Source organism: Streptomyces paradoxus (assembly GCF_014202475.1).
GTDB lineage: Bacteria > Actinomycetota > Actinomycetes > Streptomycetales > Streptomycetaceae > Streptomyces > Streptomyces paradoxus.
Window position 1 is genome coordinate 312,618 of the sequence record NZ_JACHGV010000007.1, and the last position, 12,226, is coordinate 324,843.

A 12,226-nucleotide genomic window follows, 5' to 3' on the forward strand; every position below is an offset into this window, starting at 1 on the left:
GTTTCGGCAACGACGTTTGTCAATCCCGCAGGGCCGGGGCGACGCTCGGCAGCGGAGGTGGTCACATGACCGAGAAGTACGCAGTGGTCGTCATCGGCGGGGGCGCGGCGGGCCTGTCCGCCGCGCTGGTGCTGGGGCGCGCCCGGCACCGCACGCTGGTGATCGACGCGGGTGAGCCGCGCAACGCGCCGGCCGCGCACATGCAGGGCTACCTGTCCCGGGACGGCGTGCCGCCCGCCGATTTCCTGGCCGTCGGCCGGGAGGAGATCGCGCGCTACGGCGTGGAGCTCGTGCGGGACCGGGTGGTGGCGGTGGAGAGCGGCGAGGACTTCACCGTGGTGTCGGCCGGCGGCCGGACCGTGCGGGCCCGGCGGCTGGTCGTGGCCACGGGCCTGAAGGACGAGCTGCCCGCGGTCCCCGGGGTCGCCGAGCGGTTCGGCCGGGACGTGCTGCACTGCCCCTTCTGCCACGGCTGGGAGGTGCGCGACCAGCCGTTCGGGGTGCTGGCCACGAGTCCGGCGAGCGTGCACCAGGCGCTGATGGTGTCCCAGTGGTCGAAGGACGTGCGGTTCTTCCTGCACACCGTCGCCGAGGCGGAGCTGTCCGACGAGGACCTGCGCCGGCTCGCCGCGGCCGGCGTGGACGTGGTGCCCGGGGAGGTGGCGGAGCTGGTGACCGAGGACGACCGGCTCACCGGCGTCCGGCTCACGGACGGTACGACGCACGCCCGCTCGGTGCTGTTCACCGCCCCGCGGGCCGTACCGCAGACCGGTCTCCTGGAGCGGCTCGGCGCCGAGCTGCACGAGACGCCGTTCGGCGCGTATCCGGTGGTCGACGCGACCGGCCTGACGACCGTGCCCGGCGTGTGGGCCGCGGGCAACGCCGTCGGCTTCGCCGAGCAGGTCGTGCACGCGGCGAGCGGCGGGTACCGGGCGGCGTCCGCGATCGTCGGGGACCTGCTGATGACGGATCTCGACGCGGCAGTGCGGCGGCAGAGCCCCGCGTGACCACGTGCCGCTCACCGGCCCACGGCCCAGGTCAGGAGAGACGCAGATCGACGTAGGGGACGGTGTCGCCCGGCAGCAGGTACCGCTCGATCTCGACGAAGCCGTGCTTGCGGGCGAACCGCAGCCCGTCCTCGTTCGAGGCCAGGACCACCGTCTCGATCACCCTGGCTCCCGACTCCCGTGCCCGGGCCAGACCGCGCTCGTAGAGCTCCCCGCCGTATCCCCGCCCGCGGTGGGGGCCGAGCACGCGGGCGATCACCGTGGCCGTCGCGGTGCCGTCCGCCGGAGGGCGTACGGTGCTGCAGCCCACGAGCACGTCACCGAGGTACGCGACTTCCAGGTGATGGCGCTCCACACGGTCGCGCACGTCGTCCATCGAGAGCTGGTGCGTGGGAATGACCGTGTTGTGGACGTGCTGCCAGTCCCTGAGCGCGCCGTCGTCGTCGGGCTGGAGGATGCGGAGTTCGGACATCGCAGCAGAAGAACCCGGGTACGCCGCGCCCGTCAATCGGTTTGTGCCGCGCCGCCCGGGCGCCGTGGCCGCCGGTGTCGCGCGAAGGCTGCATCCGTGTCGCGACGGCGGCCTGCCCGACGCACCCCGTCGCCCAGGTGTAGAGGCCCTGCCCGAGGTGCACCATGGCTGCATGCTGCTGCACCGGCTCGCCCGAGTGTCCCAGGAGGTCGCCGCCACCTCGGCGCGGTCCCGGAAGACGGCTCTGCTCGCGGAGCTGTTCCGGGACGCCGAGCCGGAGGACGTGCCCATCGTCATCCCGTACCTCGCGGGACGGCTGCCGCAGGGCCGGATCGGCGTCGGATGGAAGGTACTGAGCCGGCCGGTCGAACCGGCCGCCGAGCCGGGCCTGACCGTACGGGACGTGGACGCCCGCCTCGCGGAACTCGCCACGGTGTCCGGCCCGGGCTCCCAGGCGGAACGGGCCCGGCAGGTCGCGGAGTTGATGGGCGCGGCCACCGAGACCGAGCAGCGGTTCCTGCTCGGCCTGCTCACCGGCGAGGTCCGGCAGGGCGCCCTGGACGCGGTGGCGGTCGAGGGACTGGCCCAGGCGACCGGGACACCGCCCGCCGACGTACGGCGGGCCGTGATGCTCGCGGGTTCCCTCCAGACGGTGGCCGAGGCGCTGCTCGCGGACGGCCCCGGCGCCCTGGACCGCTTCCGCCTCACGGTCGGCCGCCCGGTCTTGCCGATGCTGGCGCACAGCGCCTCCTCGGTGGCCGAGGCGGTCGGCAAGCTGGGCGCCTGCGCGGTGGAGGAGAAGCTGGACGGCATCCGCGTCCAGGTGCACCGCGACGGCGACACCGTGCGGCTCTACACCCGCACCCTCGACGACATCACCGACCGCCTGCCCGAAGTGACAGCCGCCGCACTGGAGTTGCGGGGCGAGCGGTTCATCCTGGACGGCGAGGTGATCTCCTTCGACGAGGGCGGGCGCCCCCGCTCGTTCCAGGAGACCGCCGGCCGTGTGGGCTCCCGAACGGACGTGGCGACGGCCGCCCGCGCGGTGCCGGTCTCCCCCGTCTTCTTCGACGCGCTGTCGGTCGACGGCCGCGACCTGCTCGACCTGTCCTTCGCGGAGCGGCACGCGGAGCTGGCCCGTCTGGTGCCCGAGCCGATGCGGGTGCGGCGCACACTGGTGTCCGGGCCGGACGACACGCCCGCGGCGGAGGAGTTCCTCGCCGAGACCCTGAAACGCGGCCACGAGGGCGTCGTCGCCAAGGCGCTCGACGCCGCCTACAGCGCGGGGCGGCGCGGCGCCTCCTGGCTGAAGGTCAAGCCCGTCCACACCCTCGACCTGGTCGTGCTGGCCGCCGAGTGGGGCCACGGCCGCCGCACCGGCAAGCTCTCCAACCTCCACCTGGGCGCCCGCACCGCCGACGGCGGCCTCGCCATGCTCGGCAAGACCTTCAAGGGCATGACCGACGCGATGCTCACCTGGCAGACCGAACGCCTCCAGCAGCTCGCCGTCGAGACCGACGACTATGTGGTGACCGTCCGCCCGGAACTCGTCGTCGAGATCGCCTACGACGGACTGCAGCGCTCCACCCGTTACCCGGCCGGCGTGACCCTCCGCTTCGCCCGGGTGGTCCGCTACCGGGAGGACAAGCGCCCGGAGGACGCCGACACGGTCGAGACGCTGCTGGCCGCCCATCCGGAGGTGAAGCCGTGAAGCGCAGTGCGGGTCTGCTGCTCTTCCACCCCACGGACAACGGCCTCGAAGTGCTGCTCGGGCACATGGGCGGCCCGTTCTTCGCCCGCCGCGACGCCGGGGCGTGGACCGTCCCCAAGGGCGAGTACGAGCCGGACGAGCCCGCCTGGGAGGCCGCCCGGCGCGAGTTCCGGGAGGAACTGGGGCTGCCCCCGCCCGACGGCGAGGCCATCGACCTCGGCGAGGTCCGGCAGACCAACGGCAAGATCGTCACGGCCTGGGCGGTCCGGGCGGATCTCGACCCGGCGTCGATCGTGCCCGGTACGTTCCGGATGGAGTGGCCGCCGCGCTCCGGGCAGCTCCAGGAGTTCCCCGAACTGGACCGGGTGGCGTGGTTCGGCCTCGACCGGGCCCGCGCGGTGATCATCAAGGCGCAGGCGGCGTTTCTCGACCGGCTGGCGGAGCACTCGGCCTGAGGAGACGCTCCCGCGTTGCGGTCCCCTCCGCCGCGCGGGAAGGTCGAGACACAGCCCGCTCCGAGGGAGGTCAGCCATGCCCATCGCAACGGTGAACCCGGCGAACGGCGAGACGCTCAAGACGTACGAGGCCATGGGCGAGCAGGAGATCGAGCGCCGGCTCCAGCTCGCGGAGGCCACGTTCCGCACGTACCGGACGACGACCTTCGACGAGCGCGCCCGGCTGCTGCACCGGGCCGCCGACCTCCTCGAAGAGGACCAGCAGGACATCGCCCGCGTGATGACCACCGAGATGGGCAAGCCGATCCAGCAGGCCCGGGCCGAGGCGGCGAAGTGCGCCAAGGCGATGCGCTGGTACGCCGACCACGCCCAGGAACTGCTCGCCGACGAGGAGCCGGCCGACTCCGACGTGAAGGACTCCGGAGCCTCACGCGTCCGGGTGCGCTACCGCCCGCTCGGGCCGGTGCTCGCGGTGATGCCGTGGAACTTCCCGCTGTGGCAGGTGGTCCGTTTCGCCGCTCCCGCGCTGATGGCGGGCAACGTGGGCCTGCTCAAGCACGCCTCGAACGTCCCGCAGACCGCCCTCTACCTGGAGGATCTCTTCCACCGTGCGGGCTTCACCGAGGGCACCTTCCAGACCCTGCTGATCGGCTCCGCCGCGGTCGACGAGATCCTGCGCGACGAGCGGGTCAAGGCCGCCACCCTCACCGGCAGCGAGCCCGCGGGCCGCGCTGTCGCCTCCACCGCCGGGGAGATGATCAAGAAGACGGTGCTGGAGCTGGGCGGCAGCGACCCGTTCGTCGTCATGCCCTCCGCCGACATCGACCGGGCCGCGAAGGTCGCGGTGACCGCACGGGTGCAGAACACCGGGCAGTCCTGCATCGCCGCCAAGCGGTTCATCGTGCACACGGACGTCTACGACGCCTTCGCCGAGCGGTTCGCCGAGGGCATGAAGGCGCTGAAGGTCGGCGACCCCCTGGCCGACGACACCGAGGTCGGGCCGCTCTCCAGCGAGCAGGGGCGGCGCGACCTGGAGGAGCTGGTGGACGACGCGGTGCGCAGCGGGGCGCAGGTGCTGTGCGGTGGCGAACGGCCGGACGGACCGGGCTGGTACTACGCTCCGACGATCCTCGCCGGCATCACCCGCGAGATGCGGATCCACCGGGAGGAGGCATTCGGGCCGGTCGCCACGCTGTACCGGGCGGCCGACCTGGACGAAGCCGTGCTGATCGCGAACGACTCACCGTTCGGGCTGAGTTCGAACGTGTGGACGCGGGACGAGGGCGAGGTCGACCGGTTCGTACGGGATCTGGAGGCCGGCGGGGTGTTCTTCAACGGCATGACGGCGTCCCATCCGGCATTCCCGTTCGGCGGTGTGAAGCGGTCCGGGTACGGGCGTGAGCTGTCCGGGCACGGAATCCGGGAGTTCTGCAACATCACCACTGTTTGGCATGGTGCGTGAGTGTTGCGGGGCTACGATCCCGTCTGTGAACCGCGAAGTGACTCTGCCTCTGATCGTCGACGACCGCGGGACCTTGCAGGTGGCCGCGGCGGATGTCAGCAAGCTGTTGCGGACCGTGGGGGGTCGGTGGGTGCGGCTGGTGGAGGGCGGGGAGTCGGGGCTGGACGAGGACACGGTTGCCGAGTTGGCCATCGAGCTGGCGAAACTGGCCGATCGTATCGACGTGGCCTGTATCGCGCACAGCAGTGGGACCGCGACCTGAGCCCCGCGCCCTAGGAGGCAGTCGCGCTCAGCGCGTCCCAGAACATCGCCTCGTACGTCTGCAGCAGGCGGCCGTAGGCGTGAGCTCGTTGCCGGTCGAGTCGACCGGCGTCCAGGGCCGCCTCCACGGCTGCCGTCGCCAGCCGGTCCAGGTCGGGTGACGGCTCCGCGAAGAAGTCGAAGAAGGCGCAGGCCTCGTCGGTGAAGCCGTAGTGCTCGCGCAGCGCGGTGGCGATGGTCGCGCAATAGCCGCCCCACGCCGAGAAGTTGGCCGTCAGCGCCAGGACCACGTCCGCCGGTGCGGCGTTGAGCGCCAGCCAGGCCACGTACGCGGGGTACGCCTGGCAGCCGGGCAGCGGCTCGTACGACGCCTCCTGCGCGCGGCACGCCCGGGCGAAGGCGGCCAGGCGCTCGCCCGCCAGCGCCTCGCCCTGCGCGAGGGTCGTGAAGAAGGCCGCGGCCTCCGGGTCGGCCGCTGCGGACCGGACGGCCAGGTGCTCGAACGCGCGACGGTCCGCGGGGATCACCCAGGTCTGTTCCAGGGCGAGCGCGGCGAGGGCGGCGCGGGGTGCCGTACCGGCGGCGATCCGGGGGACCAAGGGATTGGCGTCCGGATCCGGGGCGAGGGCCACCGTGGTCGTCCGCAACAGGTCCCGGGCCGGGTGCGTCATCGCTTCCTCCGTCGTCGAGGTGTCGGGACGAGCCTGGCACGGCGCCCCCCGCCACAAGCAGTCCGGCGCGAAGCCGGCGTGCCCGCACGGGTTCGCCAGCCCTACGGACACGCCGACGATGACCTTCGGGCAGTGCTAGCGGATCGGCACGCCGGCGAGGGTGCGGGCGATCACCAGGCGCTGGATCTCGCTCGTGCCCTCGAAGATGGTGTAGATGGCCGCGTCCCGGTGCATGCGCTCGACCGGGTACTCCCGGGTGTAGCCGTTGCCGCCGAGGATCTGGATCGCCTGGGCCGTGACCTTCTTGGCCGTCTCGCTCGCGAACAGCTTGGACATCGAGCCCTCGGCGGCGGTGAACGGCTTGCCGTTGACCGCCATCCAGGAGGCCCGCCAGACGAGGAGCCGGGCCGCGTCGATGGACGTGCGCATGTCGGCGAGCTGGAACGCCACGCCCTGGTTGTCGACGATGGGCCGCCCGAACTGCTCCCGGGTGGTGGCGTAGTCGAGGGCGACCTCGTAGGCGGCCCGGGCCGTGCCGACGGCCATGGCGCCGACGGCGGGGCGCGAGGCCTCGAACGTGGCCATCGCCGCGTTCTTCACACGCTCCCCGCCCTGCCTGGCCTTCTCCCGGGCGCGGGCGAGCCGCTCGTCGAGCTTTTCCTTGCCGCCGAGCAGGCAGGAGCCGGGCACCCGCACGTTGTCGAGGACGACCTCGGCGGTGTGCGAGGCACGGATGCCGTGCTTCTTGAACTTCTGGCCCTGGGACAGCCCCTCGGTGCCCGGCGGGATGATGAAGGAGGCGTGGCCCTTGGAGCCGAGCTCGGGGTCGACGACCGCGACCACGACGTGGACGTTGGCGATGCCGCCGTTGGTCGCCCAGGTCTTGGTGCCGTTGAGCACCCACTCGTCCTTGGCCTCGTCGTACACGGCCCGGGTGCGCATGGAGGCCACGTCGGAGCCGGCGTCGGGCTCGGAGGAGCAGAACGCGGCGACCTTGACATCGTTGGCGTCGCCGTACATCTGGGGGATCCAGGTGCCGATCTGCTCCTCGGTGCCGTTGGCGAGGACGCCGACGGCGGCGAGGCCGGTGCCGACGATGGACAGGGCTATGCCCGCGTCGCCCCAGAACAGTTCCTCCATAGCCATGGGGATGCCGAGGCCGGTCGGGTCGAAGTACTGCTGGGCGTAGAAGTCCAGGGAGTAGATGCCGACCTTGGCGGCCTCCTGGATGACCGGCCAGGGAGTCTCCTCACGCTCGTCCCATTCGGCGGCCGCGGGGCGGATCACGTCGGCCGCGAAGCCGTGGAGCCAGTCCCGGACCTCCTTCTGTTCGTCGTTGAGCTCCATGGTGAACTCGGCCATGTCGTCCCCTCCAGCGGCACACGTGCATGTTACTTGCGGTAACAGCAGTCTGTTACCCGTCGGTAGTCGAAGTCAACTCCTACCGACCGGTCGGCACCCTTTCGGTGTCCAGGGCATGCTTCAGTGTTAGTTTGCGCAGGCGTTATCGAAACAGCACGGGTGGGGAGAGACCATGGACACCACGCAGCGGACCGACCAGCAACGGTCCGCCGATCGCCGTCGGCGCGAGCTGCTGGAGGCCGCCGACCGAGTGGTGCTGCGCGACGGCCCGCAGGCCTCGATGAACGCGATCGCGGCGGAAGCCGGCATCACCAAGCCGATTCTCTACCGGCACTTCGGCGACAAGGGCGGACTTTACGCGGCCCTTGCCATGCGGCACACGGACGCGCTGCTGGACTCGCTGCGGGCGGCGCTGGACGCGCCGGCGGACCGGCGCGAGCGGGTCGAGGCGACGCTGGACACCTACCTCGCGGCGATCGAGGCGCGACCCCAGGTGTACCGCTTCCTGATGCATCCGGCGGAGGGGAGCGGGCCGGGGGATTCGGGCTTCGATGTCGGCAAGCACAGTGCGCCGTTGCTGCGGCGGATGGGCGAGGAGCTGGCTCAGGTCATCGAGGAGCGGCTGGATCTCGGGCCGGGCGGGCAGCAGCTGGCGCGGGTGTGGGGGCATGGGATCGTCGGCATGATGCACGCCGCCGGGGACTGGTGGCTGGGGGAACGGCCGTGTTCTCGTGCGGAGTTGGTGCGGAGTCTGGCTGATCTGCTGTGGGGGCGGCTTGCGGCTGCCGGGGATCGGGTCGGGGGTCCGGGGTTCTGACCGTTGTGGTTCGGCAGACCGCCCGGGGGGGTTGTTCGCGCAGTTCCCCGCGCTCCTGAGGGACATACCCTCACCGGCGCCATGAAGCCCCGGCCACTTGGCGCATCAGCCTGCGGTGGCGCCAGCCGCTCAGGTGGTCCGCGTAGATGCGGCCCTCCAAGTGATCGCACTCGTGTTGCAGGCAGCGGGCGAAGAAGCCCGTGCCGTGGACGGTGACCGGGTCGCCGGTCATCGTGAAGCCCTCGACCACCGCGTGGTCGTAGCGCTCCGTGCCCGCTTCCAGACCCGGCAGGGACAGGCAGCCCTCCGGGCCCCGGATCACCACACCGTCCGTTTCGGTCAGGCGGGGGTTGATCACATGGCCCACATGGCGGACGTCCTCGTCGTCGGGGCAGTCGTAGACGAAGACCCGCAGGGGCACGCCGATCTGGTTGGCGGCGAGGCCGACGCCCTGGGCGGCGTACATGGTCGCGAACAAGTCCTCGACGAGCCCGGCCAGTTCGGGGCCGAAGTCGGTGACCTCCGCGCAGGGCGAGTGCAGGACGGGGTCGCCGTGCAGGGTGAGGGGTCTCACGCGGCCGTGGGTGCCGGGGATGGGGCTCTGTCGCATGGCGGCAAGAGTAAGGTCCTGTCGGTCCGCGCCTCCCACACGAGTTCGCCACAGTGCCGCGGTTCGGGAGTGCGAATGGATCTCGATAGGCTGAGGTCCACACCACGTGGCCGTCAGGCTTCAAGGCGCGGCGCGTACGCAAGGAGGATCGAGAACTGATGGCAGGCAACTCGGACCCGCTCTCGCCGCGGGCCAAGCTGGCCGTGACCGCGGGCAAGGCGGTCGCGGCGGCATCGCGCGCCGCAGGGCGCGGCAGCGGTTCGGTGATCGGCGGCCGGGTCGCGCTGAAACTCGACCCCGACCTCCTCGCCCGGCTCGCCCAGAACCTGGATGTGATCCTGGTCTCCGCGACGAACGGCAAGACCACCACCACCCGGCTCATCGCCGAGGCCCTGCGCGCGGCGGGACCGGTCGTCTCCAACGCGCTCGGCGCCAACATGCCGGCCGGCATCACCTCGGCCCTCGCCGGCAGCTCGGACGCCCGCTACGGCGTCATCGAGGTCGACGAGAAGTACCTCGCCGGTGTCGCCCGGGACACCGCCCCGAAGTGCATCGCCCTGCTCAACCTCTCGCGCGACCAGCTCGACCGCGCCGCCGAGACCCGCATGCTCGCCGAGAACTGGCGGGAGGGACTCGCGGGTTCCAAGGCCGTGGTCGTGGCCAACTGCGACGACCCGCTGGTGGTGTGGGCGGCGTCGTCCTCCCCCAACGTGATCTGGGTCGCCGCAGGGCAGATGTGGAAGGACGACGCCTGGTCCTGCCCGTCGTGCGGCGGCGTGATGCAGCGCCCGGGCGACGACTGGTTCTGCGGCGAGTGCGGCTTCCGCCGTCCGACGCCGAGCTGGGCGCTCTCCGGCGACCACGTGCTCGACCCGCACGGATCGGCCTGGCCGATCCACCTCCAGCTGCCCGGCCGCGCCAACAAGGCCAACGCCGCCTCCTCGGCCGCCGTCGCCGCCGTGTTCGGGGTGCCGCCGCAGGTCGCGCTGGAGCGCATGTACCAGGTTCAGGCGGTGGCCGGGCGCTACGACGTCGTCCAGTTCCAGGGCCGTGACCTGCGGCTGCTGCTCGCGAAGAACCCGGCCGGCTGGCTGGAGACCTTCTCCCTGATCGACCCGCCGCCCACCCCGGTCATCCTGTCGGTGAACGCGCGCTCCGCCGACGGCACCGACACCTCCTGGCTGTGGGACGTCGACTACTCGCGCCTGACCGGCCACCCGATCTGCGTCGTCGGCGACCGGCGGCTGGACCTGGCGGTGCGGCTGGAGGTCGCCGACCAGCACTTCCAGGTCTACGAGAACCTCGACCAGGCGGTGGCGGCGTGCCCGCCGGGCCGGATCGAGGTCATCGCCAACTACACGGCGTTCCAGGACCTGCGCCGCCGCGTCGGCAACTGAGCACGAGACGTCAGGGGACTTTTGTGAGCGACAACCAACTGCGCATCGTCTGGATCTATCCCGACCTGCTCAGCACCTACGGCGACCAGGGCAACGTCCTCGTCGTCGAACGCCGGGCCCAGCAGCGCGGCCTGGACGTGGCCCGGCTGGACGTGCGCAGCGACCAGCCGATCCCGACCTCCGGCGACATCTACCTGATCGGCGGCGGCGAGGACCGGCCGCAGCGGCTCGCCGCCGAGCGGCTGCGCCGGGACGGCGGTCTGACCCGGGCCGTGGAGAACGGCGCCATCGTGTTCTCCGTGTGCGCCGGCTACCAGATCCTCGGCCACGAGTTCATCAACGACCTCGGCCAGCGCGAGCCCGGGCTCGGGCTGCTGGACGTGGTGTCGGTGCGCGGCGAGGGCGCTCGGTGCGTCGGCGACGTGCTGGGCGACATCGACCAGCGTCTCGGCCTCCCCCCGCTGACCGGCTTCGAGAACCACCAGGGCGTCACCCACCTGGGCCCCACGGCCCGCCCGCTCGCCCGGGTGCGGTTCGGCAACGGCAACGGCACGGGCGACGGCACGGAGGGCGCGTACAACGACACCGTCTTCGGTACGTACATGCACGGGCCGGTGCTCGCGCGCAACCCGCTGATCGCGGACCTGCTGCTGAAGCTGGCCCTCGACGTCAACGCGCTGCCGCCGACCGACGACCGCTGGTACGAGGCCCTGCGCAACGAGCGCATCGCCGCTGCTCAGCAGCCCGCCTAGGCACAGCGCCGCAGCGTGCCCGGGGTACGCGTCAACCTGCTGGTCAACAGCCCGTCTGACGGCACATCCGCACAGGTGAGCGGGGTCGTCCAGCAGGCGGACGCGTGCTTCGGTCCGGCCCCTCGATGCCGCTAGGGTGGCGGGGATTCCAGCCGGACAACGTGGTCCGGTCCCCGGCCCACGTTGAGAAGGTATTCGGGCTATGCGCATTGGTGTCCTCACGTCCGGCGGCGACTGCCCCGGCCTGAACGCCGTCATCCGGTCCGTCGTGCACCGCGCCGTCGTCGACCACGGCGACGAGGTCATCGGCTTCCGGGACGGCTGGAAGGGCCTCCTGGAGTGCGACTACCTCAAGCTCGACCTCGACGCGGTGGGCGGCATCCTCGCCCGCGGCGGCACGATTCTCGGGTCCTCCCGGGTCCAGCCCTCGCACCTGCGGGACGGTGTGGAGCGGGCCAAGGGCCACGTCGAGGAGCTCGGCCTCGACGCGATCATCCCCATCGGCGGCGAGGGCACCCTCAAGGCCGCCCGGCTGATGTCGGACAGCGGTCTGCCCGTCGTGGGCGTGCCGAAGACCATCGACAACGACATCGCCGTCACGGACGTCACCTTCGGCTTCGACACGGCCGTGGGGGTCGCGACCGAGGCCCTGGACCGGCTGAAGACCACCGCCGAATCGCATCAGCGGGTCCTGGTGGTCGAGGTCATGGGCCGGCACACCGGCTGGATCGCCCTGCACTCCGGGATGGCGGCCGGCGCGCACGCCATCGTCGTCCCCGAGCGGCCCTTCGACATAGAGGAACTGACCCGGCGGGTGGGCGAGCGGTTCGAGGCGGGCAAGCGGTTCGCGATCGTCGTCGCGGCGGAGGGGGCCAAGCCCCGGGCCGGGACCATGGAGTTCGACGAGGGCGGCAAGGACATCTACGGGCACGAGCGGTTCGCCGGGATCGCCCGGCAGCTGTCCGTGGAGCTGGAGGGGCGGCTGGGGAAGGAAGCCCGGCCTGTCATTCTCGGGCATGTGCAGCGGGGTGGGACGCCGACCGCCTATGACCGGGTGCTCGCCACGCGGTTCGGGTGGCATGCGGTGGAGGCGGTGCACCGGGGTGAGTTCGGGCAGATGACCGCGTTGCGGGGCACGGACATAGTGATGGTGCCGTTGGCTGAGGCCGTGGAGACGCTGAAGACGGTGCCGGACGAACGGTATGCCGAGGCGGAGACCGTTCTCTGAGGTTGTGCTCGTTTGCCGGGT

At 71.8% G+C, this 12,226-nt stretch carries 13 protein-coding genes; 9 read left to right on the top strand and 4 right to left on the bottom strand.

Annotation, left to right across the window (positions count from 1 at the left end):
• The first annotated feature begins 65 nt into the window (after positions 1–65).
• Positions 66–1,007 carry an NAD(P)/FAD-dependent oxidoreductase gene (locus HNR57_RS24000; protein ID WP_184562703.1) on the top strand — a complete coding sequence of 314 codons (942 nt, stop codon included), beginning with the start codon at positions 66–68 and terminating at the stop codon, positions 1,005–1,007.
• A 31-nt stretch (positions 1,008–1,038) separates the two neighbouring features.
• Here HNR57_RS24000 and HNR57_RS24005 read toward each other — a convergent pair whose 3' ends face one another.
• Positions 1,039–1,479 (bottom strand): GNAT family N-acetyltransferase, encoded by a 441-nt coding sequence (locus HNR57_RS24005; protein ID WP_184562705.1) that lies wholly within the window; start codon positions 1,477–1,479, stop codon positions 1,039–1,041.
• A 172-nt stretch (positions 1,480–1,651) separates the two neighbouring features.
• Here HNR57_RS24005 and HNR57_RS24010 point away from each other — a divergent pair, with 172 nt between their 5' ends.
• The 4 genes from HNR57_RS24010 to HNR57_RS24025 all read left to right on the top strand — a co-directional run bounded on the left by HNR57_RS24010 (position 1,652) and on the right by HNR57_RS24025 (position 5,369).
• Positions 1,652–3,190 carry an ATP-dependent DNA ligase gene (locus HNR57_RS24010; protein ID WP_184562707.1) on the top strand — a complete coding sequence of 513 codons (1,539 nt, stop codon included), beginning with the start codon at positions 1,652–1,654 and terminating at the stop codon, positions 3,188–3,190.
• Entirely contained in the window at positions 3,187–3,645 is a 459-nt protein-coding gene (locus HNR57_RS24015; protein ID WP_184562709.1) for an NUDIX hydrolase, read from the top strand. The genes HNR57_RS24010 and HNR57_RS24015 overlap by 4 nt, the downstream gene beginning before the upstream one ends.
• 76 nt (positions 3,646–3,721) lie before the next feature.
• The gene (locus tag HNR57_RS24020; protein WP_184562711.1) at positions 3,722–5,107 is read left to right on the top strand and encodes an NADP-dependent succinic semialdehyde dehydrogenase; all 1,386 of its coding nucleotides are present in this window, start codon (positions 3,722–3,724) and stop codon (positions 5,105–5,107) included.
• Positions 5,108–5,132: 25 nt separating this feature from the next.
• Positions 5,133–5,369: a DUF6213 family protein gene (locus HNR57_RS24025; RefSeq protein ID WP_033307522.1), complete on the top strand. Its 237-nt coding sequence runs from the start codon at positions 5,133–5,135 to the stop codon at positions 5,367–5,369.
• A gap of 10 nt (positions 5,370–5,379) precedes the next feature.
• On the opposite strand, the gene HNR57_RS24030 is transcribed toward HNR57_RS24025, so the two are convergent.
• Both HNR57_RS24030 and HNR57_RS24035 read right to left on the bottom strand, forming a co-directional pair.
• Positions 5,380–6,039, bottom strand: a complete 660-nt coding sequence (locus HNR57_RS24030) for a TenA family protein (protein ID WP_184562713.1) — start codon at positions 6,037–6,039, stop codon at positions 5,380–5,382.
• A gap of 135 nt (positions 6,040–6,174) precedes the next feature.
• Complete coding sequence (locus tag HNR57_RS24035) at positions 6,175–7,401, bottom strand: acyl-CoA dehydrogenase family protein (RefSeq protein WP_033307227.1); 1,227 nt, start codon at positions 7,399–7,401, stop codon at positions 6,175–6,177.
• Positions 7,402–7,573: 172 nt separating this feature from the next.
• On the opposite strand from HNR57_RS24035, the gene HNR57_RS24040 reads away from it, so the two are divergent.
• Positions 7,574–8,218, top strand: coding sequence for a TetR/AcrR family transcriptional regulator (locus HNR57_RS24040; RefSeq protein WP_184562715.1), 645 nt, complete (start codon positions 7,574–7,576; stop codon positions 8,216–8,218).
• Between the two features lie 70 nt (positions 8,219–8,288).
• On the opposite strand, the gene def is transcribed toward HNR57_RS24040, so the two are convergent.
• On the bottom strand, positions 8,289–8,828 hold the full coding sequence (def, locus tag HNR57_RS24045) for a peptide deformylase (protein WP_184562717.1): 540 nt from the start codon (positions 8,826–8,828) through the stop codon (positions 8,289–8,291).
• 158 nt (positions 8,829–8,986) lie between these two features.
• Here def and HNR57_RS24050 point away from each other — a divergent pair, with 158 nt between their 5' ends.
• From HNR57_RS24050 to HNR57_RS24060, 3 genes are all read left to right on the top strand, one after another.
• Positions 8,987–10,225 carry a MurT ligase domain-containing protein gene (locus HNR57_RS24050; protein ID WP_033307230.1) on the top strand — a complete coding sequence of 413 codons (1,239 nt, stop codon included), beginning with the start codon at positions 8,987–8,989 and terminating at the stop codon, positions 10,223–10,225.
• 23 nt (positions 10,226–10,248) lie between these two features.
• Complete coding sequence (locus HNR57_RS24055; RefSeq protein ID WP_184562718.1) at positions 10,249–10,977, top strand: type 1 glutamine amidotransferase; 729 nt, start codon at positions 10,249–10,251, stop codon at positions 10,975–10,977.
• A gap of 202 nt (positions 10,978–11,179) precedes the next feature.
• Positions 11,180–12,205, top strand: coding sequence for a 6-phosphofructokinase (locus HNR57_RS24060; protein ID WP_184562719.1), 1,026 nt, complete (start codon positions 11,180–11,182; stop codon positions 12,203–12,205).
• Positions 12,206–12,226 lie beyond the last annotated feature (21 nt).

Coding starts and splice junctions, on each gene's coding strand:
- def (WP_184562717.1), bottom strand. CDS start 8,828: ATGCGACAGAGCCCCATCCCCGGCACCCACGGCCGCGTGAGACCCCTC.
- HNR57_RS24050 (WP_033307230.1), top strand. CDS start 8,987: ATGGCAGGCAACTCGGACCCGCTCTCGCCGCGGGCCAAGCTGGCCGTG.
- HNR57_RS24035 (WP_033307227.1), bottom strand. CDS start 7,401: ATGGCCGAGTTCACCATGGAGCTCAACGACGAACAGAAGGAGGTCCGG.
- HNR57_RS24060 (WP_184562719.1), top strand. CDS start 11,180: ATGCGCATTGGTGTCCTCACGTCCGGCGGCGACTGCCCCGGCCTGAAC.
- HNR57_RS24000 (WP_184562703.1), top strand. CDS start 66: ATGACCGAGAAGTACGCAGTGGTCGTCATCGGCGGGGGCGCGGCGGGC.
- HNR57_RS24020 (WP_184562711.1), top strand. CDS start 3,722: ATGCCCATCGCAACGGTGAACCCGGCGAACGGCGAGACGCTCAAGACG.
- HNR57_RS24040 (WP_184562715.1), top strand. CDS start 7,574: ATGGACACCACGCAGCGGACCGACCAGCAACGGTCCGCCGATCGCCGT.
- HNR57_RS24030 (WP_184562713.1), bottom strand. CDS start 6,039: ATGACGCACCCGGCCCGGGACCTGTTGCGGACGACCACGGTGGCCCTC.
- HNR57_RS24005 (WP_184562705.1), bottom strand. CDS start 1,479: ATGTCCGAACTCCGCATCCTCCAGCCCGACGACGACGGCGCGCTCAGG.
- HNR57_RS24010 (WP_184562707.1), top strand. CDS start 1,652: ATGCTGCTGCACCGGCTCGCCCGAGTGTCCCAGGAGGTCGCCGCCACC.